This window comes from Parundibacterium terreum, from assembly GCF_014636315.1.
Lineage (GTDB): Bacteria > Pseudomonadota > Gammaproteobacteria > Burkholderiales > Burkholderiaceae_D > Undibacterium > Undibacterium terreum.
This window is the reverse complement of sequence record NZ_BMED01000001.1, coordinates 1,749,381-1,766,159: the sequence shown is the minus strand read 5'-3', so window position 1 is coordinate 1,766,159 and position 16,779 is coordinate 1,749,381. Positions and strand designations below refer to the sequence as shown.

Annotated in this window: 18 protein-coding genes; 2 read left to right on the top strand and 16 right to left on the bottom strand. The window is 54.6% G+C overall.

The genetic code is table 11. From position 1 onward, the window contains the following. The first annotated feature begins 23 nt into the window (after window positions 1-23). The gene (locus IEW12_RS08235; RefSeq protein WP_188565428.1) at window positions 24-653 is read left to right on the top strand and encodes a class I SAM-dependent methyltransferase; all 630 of its coding nucleotides are present in this window, start codon (window positions 24-26) and stop codon (window positions 651-653) included. A 474-nt stretch (window positions 654-1,127) separates the two neighbouring features. On the opposite strand, the gene IEW12_RS08230 is transcribed toward IEW12_RS08235, so the two are convergent. From IEW12_RS08230 to IEW12_RS08220, 3 genes are read right to left on the bottom strand one after another with little or no spacing between them, the layout of a single operon-like run. Then, on the bottom strand, window positions 1,128-1,361 hold the full coding sequence (locus IEW12_RS08230) for a hypothetical protein (RefSeq protein WP_188565427.1): 234 nt from the start codon (window positions 1,359-1,361) through the stop codon (window positions 1,128-1,130). After that, window positions 1,358-1,756 carry an SRPBCC family protein gene (locus IEW12_RS08225; protein WP_188565426.1) on the bottom strand — a complete coding sequence of 133 codons (399 nt, stop codon included), beginning with the start codon at window positions 1,754-1,756 and terminating at the stop codon, window positions 1,358-1,360. Before IEW12_RS08225 ends, IEW12_RS08230 begins: the two co-directional genes overlap by 4 nt. 4 nt (window positions 1,757-1,760) lie before the next feature. Then, window positions 1,761-2,333, bottom strand: coding sequence for a hypothetical protein (locus IEW12_RS08220; RefSeq protein WP_188565425.1), 573 nt, complete (start codon window positions 2,331-2,333; stop codon window positions 1,761-1,763). Between the two features lie 226 nt (window positions 2,334-2,559). Here IEW12_RS08220 and fnr point away from each other — a divergent pair, with 226 nt between their 5' ends. After that, on the top strand, window positions 2,560-3,330 hold the full coding sequence (gene fnr / locus IEW12_RS08215) for a fumarate/nitrate reduction transcriptional regulator Fnr (RefSeq protein WP_188565424.1): 771 nt from the start codon (window positions 2,560-2,562) through the stop codon (window positions 3,328-3,330). A gap of 13 nt (window positions 3,331-3,343) precedes the next feature. On the opposite strand, the gene IEW12_RS08210 is transcribed toward fnr, so the two are convergent. From IEW12_RS08210 to IEW12_RS08150, 13 genes are all read right to left on the bottom strand, one after another. Beyond that, window positions 3,344-3,592, bottom strand: a complete 249-nt coding sequence (locus tag IEW12_RS08210; protein ID WP_229750986.1) for a hypothetical protein — start codon at window positions 3,590-3,592, stop codon at window positions 3,344-3,346. 37 nt (window positions 3,593-3,629) lie between these two features. After that, a complete protein-coding gene (locus IEW12_RS08205) occupies window positions 3,630-4,151 on the bottom strand; it encodes a FixH family protein (RefSeq protein ID WP_188565423.1) in 522 nt (173 codons plus the stop codon). Window positions 4,152-4,160: 9 nt separating this feature from the next. Beyond that, the gene (gene ccoG, locus IEW12_RS08200) at window positions 4,161-5,561 is read right to left on the bottom strand and encodes a cytochrome c oxidase accessory protein CcoG (protein ID WP_188565422.1); all 1,401 of its coding nucleotides are present in this window, start codon (window positions 5,559-5,561) and stop codon (window positions 4,161-4,163) included. 39 nt (window positions 5,562-5,600) lie between these two features. Continuing rightward, on the bottom strand, window positions 5,601-6,536 hold the full coding sequence (gene ccoP / locus IEW12_RS08195; protein ID WP_188565421.1) for a cytochrome-c oxidase, cbb3-type subunit III: 936 nt from the start codon (window positions 6,534-6,536) through the stop codon (window positions 5,601-5,603). Continuing rightward, a complete protein-coding gene (locus IEW12_RS08190; protein ID WP_188565420.1) occupies window positions 6,529-6,738 on the bottom strand; it encodes a cbb3-type cytochrome oxidase subunit 3 in 210 nt (69 codons plus the stop codon). The genes ccoP and IEW12_RS08190 overlap by 8 nt, the downstream gene beginning before the upstream one ends. A 2-nt stretch (window positions 6,739-6,740) precedes the next feature. Further along, on the bottom strand, window positions 6,741-7,355 hold the full coding sequence (gene ccoO / locus IEW12_RS08185; protein WP_188565419.1) for a cytochrome-c oxidase, cbb3-type subunit II: 615 nt from the start codon (window positions 7,353-7,355) through the stop codon (window positions 6,741-6,743). A gap of 47 nt (window positions 7,356-7,402) precedes the next feature. After that, on the bottom strand, window positions 7,403-8,830 hold the full coding sequence (ccoN, locus tag IEW12_RS08180; RefSeq protein ID WP_188565418.1) for a cytochrome-c oxidase, cbb3-type subunit I: 1,428 nt from the start codon (window positions 8,828-8,830) through the stop codon (window positions 7,403-7,405). A 95-nt stretch (window positions 8,831-8,925) separates the two neighbouring features. Continuing rightward, the gene (locus IEW12_RS08175; RefSeq protein ID WP_188565417.1) at window positions 8,926-10,674 is read right to left on the bottom strand and encodes a methyl-accepting chemotaxis protein; all 1,749 of its coding nucleotides are present in this window, start codon (window positions 10,672-10,674) and stop codon (window positions 8,926-8,928) included. Window positions 10,675-10,735: 61 nt separating this feature from the next. After that, complete coding sequence (ccoS, locus tag IEW12_RS08170; protein ID WP_188565416.1) at window positions 10,736-10,948, bottom strand: cbb3-type cytochrome oxidase assembly protein CcoS; 213 nt, start codon at window positions 10,946-10,948, stop codon at window positions 10,736-10,738. A gap of 1 nt (window position 10,949) precedes the next feature. Beyond that, the gene (locus IEW12_RS08165; RefSeq protein ID WP_188565415.1) at window positions 10,950-13,490 is read right to left on the bottom strand and encodes a heavy metal translocating P-type ATPase; all 2,541 of its coding nucleotides are present in this window, start codon (window positions 13,488-13,490) and stop codon (window positions 10,950-10,952) included. After that, on the bottom strand, window positions 13,487-14,305 hold the full coding sequence (locus tag IEW12_RS08160; RefSeq protein WP_188565414.1) for a sulfite exporter TauE/SafE family protein: 819 nt from the start codon (window positions 14,303-14,305) through the stop codon (window positions 13,487-13,489). Before IEW12_RS08160 ends, IEW12_RS08165 begins: the two co-directional genes overlap by 4 nt. A gap of 4 nt (window positions 14,306-14,309) precedes the next feature. Further along, window positions 14,310-15,725, bottom strand: coding sequence for an oxygen-independent coproporphyrinogen III oxidase (gene hemN / locus IEW12_RS08155; RefSeq protein WP_188565413.1), 1,416 nt, complete (start codon window positions 15,723-15,725; stop codon window positions 14,310-14,312). A gap of 195 nt (window positions 15,726-15,920) precedes the next feature. Beyond that, window positions 15,921-16,760: a universal stress protein gene (locus IEW12_RS08150; RefSeq protein ID WP_188565412.1), complete on the bottom strand. Its 840-nt coding sequence runs from the start codon at window positions 16,758-16,760 to the stop codon at window positions 15,921-15,923. Between the last annotated feature and the right edge of the window lie 19 nt (window positions 16,761-16,779).

The window sequence follows — 16,779 nt, the reverse complement described above, 5'->3', positions numbered from 1 at the left end:
ATACAGAAACAAGAGGAAATTTTATGCGCGAATACTACGCCCAAAGAGCCAAGAGCTACGAAACCATTTATCAAAAGCCGGAACGCCAGGCTGATCTGACACAGCTGGAACAGCGCATCGGCGATGTATTGCAAGGGCATAAGGTGCTGGAGATAGCCTGCGGCACAGGCTACTGGACCGAGCGTTATGCACCGCTTGCAAATTCCGTGCTGGCGACAGACTTCAACCAGGCCATGCTGGATATTGCGCAGAGCAAGAGCTACCCGCAAGGCAAGGTAGAATTTGCGATTGCAGATGCCTTCAATCTGCCGCCTGCCGACTTCAGCGCCTGTTTTGCCGGCTTCCTGTGGTCGCACATCAAGCGTGAAGAACAGACCGCCTTTCTCTCCGGCCTGAGCAAGAGCGGCGGCAAGGACAAGCTGCTGGTGTTAATCGACAATAATTACGTGGAAGGCAGCAGCACGCCGATCGCGCGTACCGACCTGGAAGGCAATACCTATCAGATGCGTCTGCAGGAAGACGGCAGCAGGGTGGAGATCATCAAGAATTTTCCTACAGACAGCGCCTTGCGCAAGAAGTTCGGTCCGGCGGCCAAGGATATTCGTATCCACAGGACTGAATATTTCTGGATGCTGACTTGCGTGCTGAGGTAACGTTGGGCTACTAGCCTTTAGATAGTTTGTGGCTCGCTAACGAAGTTGCACTTTGTGGAGGCTGTGCTGGTCGGGGGTAGCCCGACAGCTACTTACCTTCTTTGTCTCGCCAAAGAAGGTAAGCCAAGAAAGGCGACCGCAAGCCTCGCCCCTTCGGGGTGCCCGATTATGCGGCACAAAAAATGGGAAACAGGCGAAACTCGCTGCGCTCAAACACACCTGTTTCTGATCCATTTTATGTACCGCACAATCGGCGAGGCTTCGAGCGGTTGAAAGTCAAAAGCAAAGTCAAAAACAGCGTCAACCAGATTCTCTTATTTCTAGAAAAGCCAGTTCTTAAGTCGGAGAGGACGTGATGTTGCTACGCTTTATCCTACAGGCAGTTCTGCTGTTGCCTTTGTATTTGCGAAGTGTAATTTCATCAGTTAGGGACAGTTGGCAACACAGAAAAAATTGGCATGGCAAGAGACATCGCTACTTGCGACTTTGCCTGGCCGCCTGATTTACCATTGCCGCCAGCACCAAAGCTCCAATCGCCACCAGCGAACACGCGTCCCGGAAGACGACCTGTTCCTGGCTATCCAGCCCGAACAGCCAGTGCAGCACAAACTCCGAGCTGTAGGAGATCGCCAGTAGCAATATTGCGGCGACGGTGACTACCAATGACAAACTGATGATGCGCCCGCTGGCGCGGCGGCTGAGGCTCATGCCGATTCCAGGATATCTTTTAAGCGCTGCAAATCGCGCGTGACCCAAGCGGCATCGGCGGCAAATTTCGCGTCATCTATATCCGGCTGGCGCAGCAGCGTAAACACCAGCTCGCTATGCTCACCATTGGCGATCACGCGCAGTGGTATGTACACCTTTTGCCCTGTCGGCAGGCTGACCCAGTGGTCCAGTACGCCATAGGTATTGCGGGTGCTGAAGCGTATTGTTACCTGCCCGTTGTCGGTGTTTGCGGTCCAAGCATCACCATGCTGTTTCAATCCATTGCCCAGGCCGGATGCCCAGTGGGAAAAATTCTGCGGCATGCTGGCATAGTCATACACAGCCTGTGCAGTGCGCATAATGCTGATGTTGAGATGGCGCAGGGACTCGCTCATAGCATCATTTCCTTCTGACGTATTTTCCATCGAAGGCGGTAACCCAGGTTTTGCCGGCATCTTCCGAAGTTTGCCACAACTGGCGCACTGAGCCGTCCGTATTCTTTGTCCAGGTAATTTGCTGTCGAAGCAGGGCGCCTGCCTTGTTCGGATTGGGCGCATCGGTCCACAGCACCATTTTGCCATCGGCGAACTTGCCTTCCAGGTTCAGTCGGCTGCCGCTATTATCCACCCAGCTCTGGTGCCACTGTTTATCGGTGATGTCATAGATATTGATACTTTTTCCGGTAAAACCGCCTGTACCCGACCAGTTTTCCAGTAATGCGCAGCCGTCGGCAAACGACTGGATTACGCTGGCGCCGGCGGTCTTGCCGTCAGGCAGATAGACATCCCACTGGCCCAGCCAAAAATCAAACTGGCGGTATTCTTCGCTGTCGCAGGGCTTGGCACTGGCCGCGACAGGCGCTGTTGTTGTGGAATTTGTGCCCGATGGCGTTTGCGCCGATGCCGCCTGCAGACTACAGAGGGCTAGTGCAAATGCAAATAATTTCCGGGCAAAAAGGGGGCTGAAATGCATGCTGTCTCCTGACATTCATTCTGATCGTATGGCAGCGCTTTATCGCGCTTGGCGGAACGGCAATTCCTGCTATAGGTATTATAAAGGCAAGCGGCAAACTGCCGGAAGCGGAGCCTGTTTGCAGGCGAGGCTGCACACTATTGGTTTTCAGGCGTATATCCCGTTTTTGCAGTGCAAAATAGGTTAAACTAGCAAGGTTACCTAGCGTTACAAAATCACCTTCCTTATGGAAAACACGACACCGCAAAGCATTGCTCTGCATTCCTCTGCTCCCGTCAATCTCAGTGAGATTCGTGCGCACTGCTCTTCGTGCAGCCTGCATCAACTGTGCCTGCCCATGGGCTTGGCAGAGACGGATATGGACAAGCTGGACAAGATCATAGGCCGCCGCCGCCGCGTTGCCCGCGACAGTGCCTTATACCGCATGGATGATCCCTTCACCAACCTGTACGCAATCCGCTTCGGCCACTTCAAGACTTACCAGATCAATTCCGGCGGCCAGCAGCACATCACCGGCTTCCAGATGGCAGGCGAGTTACTGGGTATGGATGCCATCAGCACCGAACGCCACCATTGCGATGCGATAGCGCTGGAAGACAGTGAAGTATGCGAAATACCGTTTTCCGGTCTGGAGGGATTGTTTGGTGAAATCCCCAATCTGCTAAGCCATTTCCATCGCATCATGAGCCGCGAAATTACCCGCGAACAGAATGTGATGCTGCTGTTGGGCAGCATGCGTGCCGACCAGCGTTTTGCCGCTTTTCTGGTGAACCTGTCATCCCGCTATGCGACACGCGGCTATTCTTCTACCCGCTTCCAGTTGCGGATGTCGCGCGAGGAGATAGGTAACTATCTTGGCCTGACGATAGAAAGCGTCAGCCGCCTGCTGTCCAAATTCAAGAAACTGGATTTGCTGAAAGTGGACCACAGGGAAATCGAATTACTGCAACTGCCTAGACTGAAGGCTCTCGCGGCGGGCACGGAAAGTTGCGGTTAAAATAAAAAATGAGCTAGAAGGGCGATTGCCGACCGGAGGTTGCATCCACCTTTGCCTCCAGCAGATAGCAGCTCAATGAACTTGCCAGTGCGCAGAATAGCCAGAAGCAGAGAAATCCCGCGCTGTATACTGCGACTGCCGGCAGTTCTATATGTTTGCCTCCAGGTGCCAAATCAAGAGGATCAAACAGCGAAAAAAACAAGCCTTCGGCGGCAATAGCCACCAGGAATGAAGGCCATAGTATCGTCATCAGAAGTCGCATCTACAATCTCCGTTTTGCTTTTCGCAGTTTATTATATTTATAGCGGGTCAAGTTCCATGCCTTGCTGCTGAGGCCAGTTCCATACGCCGCTCAGACGCCACTGATGCTCCTGGTCTTCCAGCGTGACTTGCCACAAGGCCCTGTCCAGCATGGGCAAAACCAGCGAGAAATTCCCAGCCTCATCCACATGCGTTGCTATGGCCAGATCTTTGGACGGCTGGGTAGGGTGAATAAATTTCACTGTCAGGTTGCCGCCGTGAATTGCCTTTATCGGATTCATCCGGCCGTTCACTATGCCGCGCGCGGCGTCGTAGTTCATCAGCGCATTCAGATGTAATGCGACGGCAGCCTTGTCGCGCCGCAGATCCTGATTGATGGCTTTGCCTTCCTTATAGTAATCGTCAACGACCATCGCATCTTGTGAACGATAGGCGACAGAAGCCATATAAGAGCCGGCCACTACGGAGATGATAGGCGGTGCCAGTAAAAACCAGAGCCATGGGTGTTTGAACCAAGGCCTGGCCCGATCCTGATGTATGGCGGACGCGACAGCACGCATATTATTCTCCTAGGGGCGTGGAACAAAAAATACAGCTTTTTCTTTGACTTGCAGATCAGGCTTGTCCATTGCCTGCAACTCGAACCAGATATGATTGCTGCCGGGTTTCCCTTCGCCATGGCCTACATGCACGCGAACCGGTATCGCCTTGGCCGTTGCACCGGCCAGCGTTATTTGCTCTGGCGTTTCCAGCGTGATGGAGTCGATGCCGGAAACCTTGAGCTGATAGGTGTGGGCAAGTTCGTCGGTATTCATCACCTGCAGGCGGTATACGTTTTCTATTACTCCTCCATCCAACTCTCTACCCATGGAGCCCCGGTCGCGTATCACGTCCAGTTTCAGCGGAGTACGGGTCAGCAGACTGCCAAAGAAAATGCTGACAATCAGCACCAGCAGGCCGCTATAGATGAGTACCCTCGGACGGTAAACCGAGCGCATCAGTTGTTGGGGTGAGAAATGGTGTTTGATTGCATTTGCGGTTGAATACCTGATCAGGCCGCGCGGAGCCTGTATCTTATCCATCACCGTATCGCAGGCATCTATGCAGGCTGCACATCCTATGCATTCGTACTGCAGGCCGTTGCGAATGTCGATGCCGGTAGGGCATACCTGTACGCACATCGAACAGTCTATGCATGCGCCGGACCCGTTTGCTCCCGTGCTCGCGGCTTTCTTCGCGCCGCGGGGTTCTCCCCGCAACCCATCATAGGTCACCATCAAGGTATCCTGGTCGAACATCACGCTTTGGAAGCGCGCATAAGGACACATGTATTTGCACACCTGTTCCCGCAACCATCCGGCATTGCCATAGGTTGCAAGTGCGTAGAACAATACCCAGAACCATTCCCAGGGACCGAGTGTCAGCAGCAGTATTTCCTGCATCAAGCTGTGTATGGGGGTGAAATAGCCGACAAAACTGATACCGGTCCACAAGGCAATACCCAGCCAGACCGCGTGCTTGGCAGCCTTTTTCATCGCTTTTTCCGTGCTCCAGGCTTGCCTGTCCAGCCGGATGCGTGCGCTGCGGCTACCCTCGATTTTCCTTTCTACCCACATGAATATCTCGCTGTACACCGTCTGCGGGCACGCGAAGCCGCACCAGAGACGGCCGGCGACTGTCGTGAACAGAAAGAGTGAATAGGCACAGATAATCAGCAGCACCGCCAGATAAATAAAATCCTGCGGCCATAGCACGATGCCGAACAAATAGAATTTCCTGGCAGCGAGATCAAACAATACAGCCTGGCGGCCATTCCATGACAGCCATGGCAATCCGTAGAAGACCAACTGTGTCAACCAAACGCAGATCCAGCGCCAGTTTGCAAACAAGCCCTTGACCTCGCGCGGATAAATCTCCTCGCGCGAGGCATACATCTTGATGCTTGCATATTGCGTATCAGTGTCAGGCATGGTGGAAAACATTCAAATGGTTGGCAAAAGACAGGGGCTTCATTTTTGCGCTACCTTGGTTTCGTCATTCGACAGGCTCCATACATAGGCGGCAAGCACCTGCACCTTGGCTTCACCCAGGAAATCCTTGAACGGCGGCATGGTGTTGGTGCGGCCTTTGCGTATGGTTTCCATGACTGTCTCCACTCCACCACCATATAACCAGATCTTGTCATTCAGCGTTGGCGCGCCTATAGCCTGGTTTCCAATGCCGCCGGCGCCATGGCAACCGGCGCAAGCGCCAAACTTGGCCTTGCCGAATACCGCCTTGATCGGATCGTGCGAAGAATCAGAAAGACTGAGTACGTAGTGCGCAACATTTCTCACGTCATCGTCGGTTCCTAATGCTGCGGCCATCGAGGGCATCTGTCCATTGCGCCCGGACATGATGGTAGTTTTGATGATGTCCGGGCTGCCACCGTATAGCCAATCCTTGTCTGTCAGATTAGGGAAGCCCTTGTTGCCGCGCGCATCGGAACCGTGGCATTGCGCGCAGTAGGTCAGGAACAAGCGCTCTCCTATCGCATGCGCCTGTGGGTCCGCAGCTACAGATTTAATGTCCTGATGCAGGTATTTTTCAAACAAGGGCCCATACTCTGCATCCGCCACATTCAGTTCTTTTTGGTACTGCCCGCTGGATTGCCAGCCCAGTTTGCCGGCATAACTTCCAAGGCCGGGATACAGGTAAAGGTAGGCGCAGCCGAAAATAATAGTCAATATGAAGAGCCACATCCACCAGCGAGGCAGGGGATTGTTCAATTCACCGAGGTCTTCGTCCCACATGTGGCCGGTGGTTTCAGTCTGTCCATGACCATCCTTGTCGATTTTTACTTTCGCTGTCGATTGCGTCCACAACAGCACCGCGCAGCCCAGGATGCCTATGATCGTCAATAGCGCGATGTAGGCATTCCAGAATCCATTGGTAAAGTCAGCCATGTTGCGACTCCCTGTAGCGTGTTTGAACGCCTGTATCTACAAATGTATCAACCGACTCATCCGCAAAGGGCAGGTTGGCTGCCGCATCAAATTCGTTTTTACGTCCCGAGCTATACGACCAGTAGACGATGCCAAGGAAAACCAGCAGGCTGGTAATTGTCATGATGCTTCTCATATCGCTTAAAAAATTGATGATGTCCATGTTTATCTCCTGGTCTTGATCAGAGTGCCCATGTCCTGCAGATAGGCGATCAGCGCATCCTGTTCCGTTTTTCCTTCGAGTGCCTCAGGCGCATGCTTGATGTCATCCTCGGAATACGGATCTCCCAGTCTTTTCAGTGCGCGCATCTTGGGCACAATGTCTTCCGGGTCCAGCTTATTGCGCGCCAGCCACGGATAGCCAGGCATATTCGATTCAGGAACGACATCGCGTGGGTTGTTCAAATGTGTACGGTGCCATTCATCGCTATAGCGCCCGCCTACTCGGGCAAGGTCGGGTCCAGTACGCTTGGAACCCCATTGGAAAGGCCGGTCATACACAAATTCGCCGGCGACCGAGTAGTGGCCATAGCGCTCAGTCTCGGCACGGAAAGGGCGTATCATCTGCGAGTGGCAGTTGTAGCAGCCTTCTCGAACATAGATATCCCGTCCGGCCAGGCGCAATGGCGAGTAGGGTTTCAATCCGGTCACGGCTTCCGTTGTGGATTTTTGGAAGAATAGCGGGACGATTTCCACCAGTCCGCCAAAACTGACGACGACGATGACTAGTGCAATTAATAGCCATGGATTTTTTTCTATCCACTCGTGTGAAAACTTCATCAAAAGCTCCTCATTTTTTTCGTGTGCAATGTGCTGTTTGCGTTCGTTCAGGCCTTCACGCCGGCGAATACCGGTATGCGTGCATTGGCGGTCTTGCTTTCGCGTACGGTCATGAATACATTGAATGCCATCAGCAGCATGCCGCTCAGGTAGAGCAATCCCCCGCCAAAGCGGATCACATAGTAGGGATAGGTCGCCTTGACAGACTCTACGAAGGTATAGGTCAGCGTGCCGTCTGAATTTACAGCTCTCCACATCAGGCCTTGCATGACACCGGCGATCCACATGGCCGCTATGTACAACACGATGCCTATCGTCGCTACCCAGAAGTGCAGTTCCACCAGTTGCTTGCTCCACATCTCGACCTTGCCCGACAGGCGGGGTATCAGGTAATACATGGAACCCATCGTGATGAAGCCCACCCAGCCCAGGGCGCCTGCATGGACGTGGCCTATGGTCCAGTCTGTATAGTGCGACAAGGCATTGACCGTTTTGATCGACATCATCGGTCCCTCAAAAGTCGCCATGCCATAGAAGGACAGGGATACGACCAGGAATTTCAATATGGGATCAGTACGCAGCTTGTGCCAGGCACCCGACAAGGTCATGACGCCGTTGATCATTCCGCCCCATGAAGGCGCTAGCAGAATCAGCGAGAACACCATGCCTATGGACTGGGTCCAGTCCGGCAGAGCGGTGTAGTGCAGGTGATGCGGCCCTGCCCACATGTAGGTAAATATCAGTGCCCAGAAGTGGACGATGGACAGCCGATAAGAATACACGGGCCGTTCCGCCTGTTTGGGGATGAAGTAGTACATCATCCCCAGGAAGCCCGCAGTCAGGAAAAATCCTACCGCGTTATGCCCGTACCACCACTGTATCATCGCGTCCTGCACGCCTGAGTAGGCGGAATAGGACTTGGTCAATGACACCGGCATTGCTGCACTGTTGACGATGTGCAGCAGTGCGACAGTGAGAATAAAGGCGCCGAAGAACCAGTTGGCGACATAGATATGCGGTACCTTGCGTTTCAGCAGCGTACCGAAGAAGACAACAGCGTAGGAAACCCAGACGACCGCCAGCAGCAGGTCTATCGGCCACTCCAGTTCTGCGTATTCCTTGCCCTGTGTGATGCCCATCGGCAGGGTAATCGCCGCCAGCACGATCACCAGTTGCCAGCCCCAGAAAGTGAATGCAGCCAGCCCGTCAGAGAATAACCTCACCTGGCAGGTACGCTGTACGACATAGTAGGATGTGGAAAACAGCGCGCAGCCGCCAAAGGCGAAGATCACTGCATTTGTATGCAGTGGCCGCAGACGGCCATAGGTCAGCCATGGAATATCGAAATTCAACTCCGGCCATGCAAGCTGGGCGGCGATAATGACGCCGACCAACATACCTACTACGCCCCAGAAGATAGTTGCGATGGCAAATTGCTTTACCACCTTATAGTTATAGTTCAGTGCAGTATCCACACATACTCTCCCAAATTACTTCGATCATGGGAGTAGCATAGGGGGAGGCCGGATTTTATTCCTTGATATGCATCAAGCCGAAAAGAAATTACCGGCTATTTTTTAGTGAGATGCAACTGCGGGCGAGTGCGGAAAGGGCGAGTTTCAGCCGAGCCGGCCTTGGCTGCTGTCAATTGGATAACATTCGCCCGCTGCACCTTTTGTGAGGAATGCGCCAGCTGTTCCTTGCGAACGGGGCGTAATATGCTTGAGCTTAATTGCGTGTGCGGCTGCACGTCGAACTTGAATACAGCTACAGCCTGGCTCAATTTGATCGCCTGTTCATCCAGATTGCCGGCAGCAGCGGCAGCTTGCTCAACCAGCGCGGCATTCTGCTGTGTTACGCCGTCCAGCTCGCCGATGGCCTTGTTCACCTGGTCTATGCCGGTGCTCTGCTGCTGGCTGGCATCCGCAATCCGGCTCATGATATCGGTGACTCTCTGTACTGAGCCGACGATTTCCTGCATGGTGTTGCGTGCCTCGTCGACCAGTTGATTGCCTATGCCCACATTTTCCACAGACTCGTCAATCAGCGCCTTGATCTGCTTGGCTGCCGCTGCCGATTTTTGCGCCAGCATGCGCACTTCCGTGGCTACCACTGCAAATCCGCGTCCCTGTTCCCCGGCGCGTGCTGCCTCAACCGCTGCATTCAGGGCAAGGATATTGGTCTGGAATGCAATATCATTAATGAGGCTGATGATTTCGCCTATCTTTCCGGCTGACGCATTGATGTCGTTCATGGTGCTGCCCACTTTTGCAACCGCCTCTCCTCCTTTGGCTGCGATATCGGATGCTTCCGCAACCAGCTTGTCGGCATGCTTCGCATTGCGGGCATTGTCTTTGACGCTGGCGGCAAATTGCTGCATATTGCTTGCAGTTTCTTCCAGGCTGGCAGCCTGCGCTTCTGTGCGTCTGGCCAGATCCATGTTTCCTGTCGCGATTTCGCTGGTGGATATCGCCATGGATGCTACGTTGTTGCGTACATCGCCTATGCTGGCTTTCAGGTTCACGTTCAGCTGTTGCAGTGCACGTTGCATCTGTCCCATATCGCCATAGCCGGTAGCCTCAAACTTGCTTGTCAGGTCGCCTCCCACCAAGGCGTACAGCGCATCGGTGGCGCGCTGGATGGGAGCGACGATGCTTTCATACAGCACATGCCATAGCCACAGGATGCTGGCGATTCCGGAGATGGTGATGCCGGTATTGAATAGCATGCGGGTGCCGCTGCCGCCTATCAAGCCGAAAGAATTCAGGCTGGCCAGGATGAACAGCAGTGTCAGCACCGACATGCCGTAGTTGATGCGGCTGCCGGTAGACAGGTTCCTTACCCACGACAACAGACCCGGCAATCCTCGCTGGATTGCTGCTCCCTGCTTGATCTGCAGGCCGCCGGCGTCACCAGCGCGGAATTGGGTATACAGGGCTTCTGCCTGGTCTATCTGCTGGCGGCTTGGTTTGCTGCGGACCGACATATATCCTGTGGCGCTGCCGTTTTCACGGATAGGGGCAACATTTGCCAGTACCCAGTAATAGTCGCCGTTCTTGCAGCGGTTCTTCACCATGCCGGTCCATGGCAGACCCTGCTTCAAGGTATCCCACAGGTCGGCAAAGGCTTCCGGCGGCATATCAGGATGGCGCACAATATTATGCGGCTGGCCCAGCAACTCTTCTTCGCTAAAACCGCTGATATTGATAAAGCTGGGATTGACATAGGTAATACGACCTTTTAGGTCGGTCTTGGAAACAATCGGATCACCTTCTTTCAATTCTTGTTCCATACTGCTGACGGGCATATTGCTGCGCATTTCATTTACTCCTGTTCATCTATCTTGATCATTTTGCAGTGGCATAAGGGCATGCCGCAGGCTACTTAGCTTTCGTATTTGCATTGCAGGGATGGCGGGGAGGCCTGGTTTCATCGCTGCTGGGAAGAGCAGCGCGATCATCGTCTTGAATGATGTTGAGAGCCGGGCCCAGCATATCGTCGAACTGCCCACTGTCGGACATTGCCAGAAAGATCCAGATGGCGACGAAAACAATAAGAACACTGATAGGTATCAGCAGATATAAGGATTCCATGTCAGGCTTTCTGGTCCACCGTTGCAGGCAGCGTGGTCGCATCACGGCCATTGTTTTCAGTATTGGGGGGCATTTTCCGGATTTGGTGGAGCTTCCGCAGGCTCAACGCATTGACGACGACTATCATTGAGCTGGCAGCCATCCCGACCCCGGACCATAAGGGGCTTACGTAGCCGCAGGCTGCAGCCGGTATCGCGATCAGGTTATACACTCCAGCCCACAGCAGGTTTTGCCTTATGACACTGCCGGTAGCGCGCGCAAGCGAGAAAGTGTTCAACACTGAATCCAGATTTTCAGACAGCAGTACGGCATCTGCATTGACTTGTGCCATTGCTGCGCCGTTCCCCATTGCAAACGAGGCATCAGCCGCGCGCAGCACTGCCGCGTCGTTGATGCCGTCACCTATCATGGCGACTACCGCGCCGGATCGCTGCAGGTTTTGGACGAATTGCAGCTTTTGTTCCGGTAACTGATTGCCGTATACCGTGCTGATGCCGAGCTTGCAGGCGATATTCTGGGCAATTTGCTGGTCGTCGCCACTAAGCAGTATCACTTCCTTGCCTGCGTCCCGCAACTGCCGGACGACAGTGGCCGCTTCATCACGCGCAGCATCCTGCATGTCAAAACGTGCCAGACAAGAGTTCTCGCCCGCCAGATAGATGGAAGAAAATTGCGGGTTTGTCTTTTCTGGTATCGCATACCCTAGAAGTTCTTCTATATATTTTTTGCTTCCCAGCCGGTAGCTCACACCCTTCACGGAGCCCTGCAGTCCCTTGCCAGGTTCGGTATGGGTCTCCGTAGCAAAAGCTTGCATTCGTTCCTGATCGCACCCATCCTCTACCAATGATGCGCGCTGAGCCTGTTTCAGCGCCTCGCCGAGCGGATGCTGGCTACCGGATTCAAGTCCGGCTGCCAGTTGCAGGCACTGTGATGCGCTCACCGTAGAATAAGTCTGGATATGCCGGATTGCCGGTTTGCCTATTGTCAGTGTGCCGGTTTTATCAAAGATCACATGCGTGACGAGCGGCAGGGTTTCCAGCATGCCGGTGCGCATCAGCAATATGCCTTGCCCAAGCATGCGGTCTACCGCAGATGCCAGGGCGCTAGGCGTTGCCAGCGCGAGCGCGCAAGGGCATGAAACAACCAGTATTGCAATCGCAATCGGCCAGGAGCGGGCCGGGTCTATCATCTGCCATAGAGCAAAGAACAAGACTGACAACAGTATTTGTGTTGCGACGAACCATGAGGCCAGTTGGTCCACCCATGTAGTCGTTTCGCGCTTGTTCATGCCCGCGCGTTCGGTCAGCCTGATCAGCGCGGATAGACGGCTGCCTTCTGCCACCCGCAGAACTCGTGCTATGACAGCCTGCTGAATATTGATGGCTCCCCCGGGCAGTTCATCGCCAGCTTCCTTGGGCAGGGGCCGGCTTTCACCGCTGAGCAAGGACGCATCGATCGCCGTGGCGCCGCTGATGATGGTACAGTCCGCAGAGATAGCCTCTCCAGACCGTATCAGGATGACGTCGTCAATGCGCAACTGGTTTGCACTGACTAGCTCTTCAGTTTGATTGAGTGGATAATCCGCCAGCCTGCATGCGGTGACGGGCAAGGTACGCTGCATTTTTTCCAAACGCTCAAAAGCCTTGCGCCTGGCCGCCATTTCCAGGTAGCGGCTGCATAGCAGCAGAAAGATGAACATTGTCACGGAATCAAAATAAACATCTCCGCGATTGTTCCAGGTTGCTATTGCGCTGGCGCCAAAGGCGGCAAGTATGCCCAGCGTAACGGGAACATCCATGCCCAGGCTGCGGCCGCGCAGGCTGAACCATGCACCCCTGTAAAATGGCAAAGCGGAATAACAGACGGCGGGTAATGTCAAAAACAGGCTGGCCCAGCGCAATAGCTGCGCATGCTCTTCTTCTATCGTGAAGCTGGAGGACAGATAGGAAGGAAATGCATACATCATTACCTGCATCATGGACAGGCCGGCGATGAACAACTGGCGAAATAACTGCTTACTGCTGCGGCGTACCCTGTCGCCATGCTCCAGTGCGTCGTAGGGATGGGCGGTATAACCGATCTGATGCAGCGCCTGTATGATCTGACTGGGGCGGCAGCACTGGCTATCCCACTGCACGTAAAGTTTTTCCGCAGAGACATTCATGCTGACGCTTTGCATGCCCGTTAAAGCGCCTAGACGATGCTGGATCAGCCATACGCAGGCGGCGCAGCGTATGCCTTCAATTGAAAAGACAGCTTCGCAGGAGGTTCCAGCTGATTCCTGGGCGGCGACATCGATTGCCTGCAACTGGGCGGGAACAAGATCATCTCTACCGCTGGCGGTGGCAGAATAATCGCTCCGATTGCGATAATAGTCAGAACCGGCCGTGCTGACGATGGCTTCGGCTACTGCCTGGCAGCCGGGGCAGCACATGGCACGTGTGTTTCCATCAATAGTGGCCGCCCAGCGGCTGCCGGCAGGCACGGGAAGGCCGCAATGAAAGCAGAATGCTGCGGTATCAAAATCGGGGGCAGGTTTCATGGCCGCTCCATCTGGATGCTGCTCGGAGCTAGATGCGGTGTAATGCAAAAATTGTCCAACCAGGATGCCTGCGAGCCATAGGCGGCACGTATCAGCCCCAGCAGGCCGAATGCCGCTATCAATAATCCTGCGGCCAGCCGGAATGCCGGTTTCTGCATTTTTTTCCTGGCGCCGGCACCCAGCGTTCCCATAGCCAGCAAAAGTGGGAGGGTACCGGCGCCAAACGCCAGCATGACTAGCGCACCTGAGCGGGCTGAACCGGACAGCATCGCCGTCAGCAGGCTGGAATACACCATGCCACACGGCAGCCAGCCCCATAGTGCACCCATCGCAAGTGTTTTTGCATTACTGTCCAAAGGGAGCAAGCGAGCGGTCAGCGGGCTGATGCGGCGCCATGCAAATTGGCCCGCGGCTTCCAGCGCCGGCAGTCCACGCCAGACACCCATCAGGTAAAAGCCGATGGCAAGCAACATCAGGTTGGCGGCCCAGTAAAAAAATTGTTGCAGCGGAGCTAAACCAGCAAGCAGTAATGCGCCGCTACCCACGCCGCCGGCCAATGCCCCTGCCAGCATATAGCTGCTGATTCTGCCGGCGTTATAGCTGAGTGCGCGTGCCGCATGCTGCAATATCGGTTGTGCGTTATGCGTCGCCATACGGGAATTCGCTGCCGCTACCACAGGAACGGGGAAGGGCCGTCCGTTCAGGGGGCTGGCGCTGACTGAAAAAGCGCTGACGATGCCACCACACATGCCTATACAGTGCAGGCTTCCAACCAGTCCGGTCAGGAATACGGGTATCAGGTTGATGGTCGCCATGGTCTTAGATCGTCGTGGAATAGCGTGCCGGTTCCGGTCGGTGGCTCAAGTAACGGTCGAACACCATGCTGATGTTTCTGATCAGCAGACGGCCTTTTTCAGTAACGCATATCCAGTCTCCGTCAAAGCGTACCAAGCCATCTGCTTCAAACTGCTGCAGCCTGCCCAGCTCCTCCGCAAAGTATTCATTGAAGCTGACCGGGTAGGATAATTCGATAGCGCTGCGGGAAAGTTCGAAATGGCACATCAGGCTTTGGATCACACTGCGCCGTATCAGGTCATCCATGGTCAGGGTGATACCCTTGGCCATAGGCAGCTCGCCTTGTGCGATACGTTCGTAGTAGGCATCCAGGGTTTTTTCGTTCTGGCTATAGGTGGTGCCGACGGCGCTGATGGCGGAAACACCACAGGCGATCATATCGGCATCCGCATGCGTCGAATACCCCTGGAAATTGCGGTGCAGGCGCCCTTGCTGCTGGGCGACGGCCAAACTATCGCCGGGTTTGGCGAAATGGTCCATCCCTATATATACATAGCCGGCGCCAGTCAGGCGCGTGATGCATAGATGCAGCATGTCGAGCTTGGCGTCTGCGCCAGGCAGCTCGCTTTCATTGATGCGTCTTTGCGGCTTGAAGACATGGGGCAAGTGAGCATAATTGTAGATGGCTATCCGGTCTGGGGAGGCGGCAATCACCTTGCTCAGGGTCTGGCTCATGCTGAGCAGATTTTGCCTGGGAAGCCCGTAGATCAGGTCTATGCTGATGGAGCGGAAGCCCGCGTCTCGCGCGGCCTGGATAATTGCCAGCGTTTCCTGTTCCGGCTGTATGCGGTTGACGGCCTTTTGCACGTCCGGGTCAAAGTCTTGCACACCCAGGCTGACACGGTTGAATCCCTGCCGGCGCAAGTTCTGTATGCGCTGCGGCGTTACGGTGCGCGGATCCACTTCTATCGAATACTCGCCTATGTCGTCCGGCGCCAGCTTGAACCAGCGACGTATGTGCGCGAGCAGTTCATCCATTTGCTCATCGCTCAGATAGGTTGGCGTGCCACCGCCGAAATGCAGTTGTTCTACCTGGTTGATACCACTGAACAGCTTGCCCTGCATTTCGATTTCGCGCTTCAGGTAGGCTAGGTAGGTCGCGGCTTTGCTCCGGTCTTTGGTTGCGATCTTGTTGCAGGCGCAGTAATAGCAAACGGTGTCGCAAAAAGGAATATGGATATACAGGGATAGCGGGCGTATGCCTTGCACGCGCACGCTGGCAACGGCATGCAGGTAATCCCAAGGCTTGAAATCAGCGGAAAAGCGGTCGGCGGTAGGATAAGAAGTATAGCGCGGCCCGCTTTGCTTCAGTCTGCGTATCAGCGCTGCATCAAAGTCAATAGGCTGGGCTGGGTTTGCGGAGAAGGTGGATACTGCCATAATTTGTTTCCTGCTGACGAGAGGCGGGCATAAGATGGCTTGAGTGTAGGGCGAGGCGAGGCTAACTATCTTGATATAAATCAAAACGCGCGGAGTTTGCGCTGCAGAAATAGAGATTTGGCCGTGTAAAGTAAAAAAATGGCAAAATGGCCACTCTGGAGAGCCAGGTGGCCTATTGAATAGCAGAAAGACTTCTTAGTGCGACATCAGTACCGGTACCGTCATCGTATCAAGCACGGTGCGCGTTACCCCGCCCAGCAGGATTTCACGGAAACGAGAATGCCCGTAGCCACCCATCACGATCAGGTCGGAAGCGAAATCCGTCGCCAGCGACAATAGCGCATTGCCGACATCGGATTCTGCGTGCTGTTCTGAAACATTGACCTTAACCTTATGCCTGGCCAGGTAGAGCGCAATATCTGCGCCGGGTTGTTCGCCATGCTTGCCAAGGTCACCAGCCGCATTGAACACCGCCACTTGCGCTATCTTCGCCCGCCTGAGCAGTGGAATGGCTGCGCTGACCGCACGTGCAGCCGGCACCCCTGCGTCCCACGCAAGCAACGCACGCTCACCTACCGTCGCAAAGTGCCCGACGTAGGGCACGATCAGCACCGGCCTGCCGCAATTGAGCACCACATACTCTGGAAAATCCGGTGTAACGCTGGGAGACGGATCTTCCAGATCTGTCTGGCCTATCACGACCAGATCCGAATAGCGGGCCTGCATGCTGAGACCGCCGGCGGCCTCGTCGTCCACCAGCCGGGTCTCGTAGGATTCCACGCCCATGCTCTTGACGATGCCTTCAAATTCCGTGAGCGCGTTTTGGGCTTTGTCACGCAGCATGTCCAGATTTATGAGCATGCCGGGATCGGCAAACATCGGTGCGCTATTGGCGTACATCCAGCGCGACACGCCAGTCATCGCGACACCTATCAAATGAGCATGCTCTGCAATGGCAATGCGGGCGGCGATACGCATGCGCTCTGTGGCATTTCTGGATTGATCGACATGCACCAGTATGGATTGATAAGTCATATTTCTCCTCTTTGACTGA

Bases quoted from the DNA above. Each gene is read 5' to 3' on its own strand.
- fnr (WP_188565424.1), top strand. From the start codon at position 2,560: ATGGAAAACACGACACCGCAAAGCATTGCTCTGCATTCCTCTGCTCCC.
- IEW12_RS08220 (WP_188565425.1), bottom strand. From the start codon at position 2,333: ATGCATTTCAGCCCCCTTTTTGCCCGGAAATTATTTGCATTTGCACTA.
- ccoO (WP_188565419.1), bottom strand. From the start codon at position 7,355: ATGAAGTTTTCACACGAGTGGATAGAAAAAAATCCATGGCTATTAATT.
- IEW12_RS08160 (WP_188565414.1), bottom strand. From the start codon at position 14,305: ATGGCGACCATCAACCTGATACCCGTATTCCTGACCGGACTGGTTGGA.
- IEW12_RS08225 (WP_188565426.1), bottom strand. From the start codon at position 1,756: ATGAGCGAGTCCCTGCGCCATCTCAACATCAGCATTATGCGCACTGCA.
- IEW12_RS08210 (WP_229750986.1), bottom strand. From the start codon at position 3,592: ATGCGACTTCTGATGACGATACTATGGCCTTCATTCCTGGTGGCTATT.
- IEW12_RS08205 (WP_188565423.1), bottom strand. From the start codon at position 4,151: ATGCGTGCTGTCGCGTCCGCCATACATCAGGATCGGGCCAGGCCTTGG.
- ccoS (WP_188565416.1), bottom strand. From the start codon at position 10,948: ATGGAATCCTTATATCTGCTGATACCTATCAGTGTTCTTATTGTTTTC.
- IEW12_RS08190 (WP_188565420.1), bottom strand. From the start codon at position 6,738: ATGGACATCATCAATTTTTTAAGCGATATGAGAAGCATCATGACAATT.
- IEW12_RS08175 (WP_188565417.1), bottom strand. From the start codon at position 10,674: ATGCGCAGCAATATGCCCGTCAGCAGTATGGAACAAGAATTGAAAGAA.
- IEW12_RS08230 (WP_188565427.1), bottom strand. From the start codon at position 1,361: ATGAGCCTCAGCCGCCGCGCCAGCGGGCGCATCATCAGTTTGTCATTG.
- IEW12_RS08150 (WP_188565412.1), bottom strand. From the start codon at position 16,760: ATGACTTATCAATCCATACTGGTGCATGTCGATCAATCCAGAAATGCC.
- IEW12_RS08235 (WP_188565428.1), top strand. From the start codon at position 24: ATGCGCGAATACTACGCCCAAAGAGCCAAGAGCTACGAAACCATTTAT.
- hemN (WP_188565413.1), bottom strand. From the start codon at position 15,725: ATGGCAGTATCCACCTTCTCCGCAAACCCAGCCCAGCCTATTGACTTT.
- ccoG (WP_188565422.1), bottom strand. From the start codon at position 5,561: ATGCCTGACACTGATACGCAATATGCAAGCATCAAGATGTATGCCTCG.
- ccoP (WP_188565421.1), bottom strand. From the start codon at position 6,536: ATGGCTGACTTTACCAATGGATTCTGGAATGCCTACATCGCGCTATTG.
- IEW12_RS08165 (WP_188565415.1), bottom strand. From the start codon at position 13,490: ATGAAACCTGCCCCCGATTTTGATACCGCAGCATTCTGCTTTCATTGC.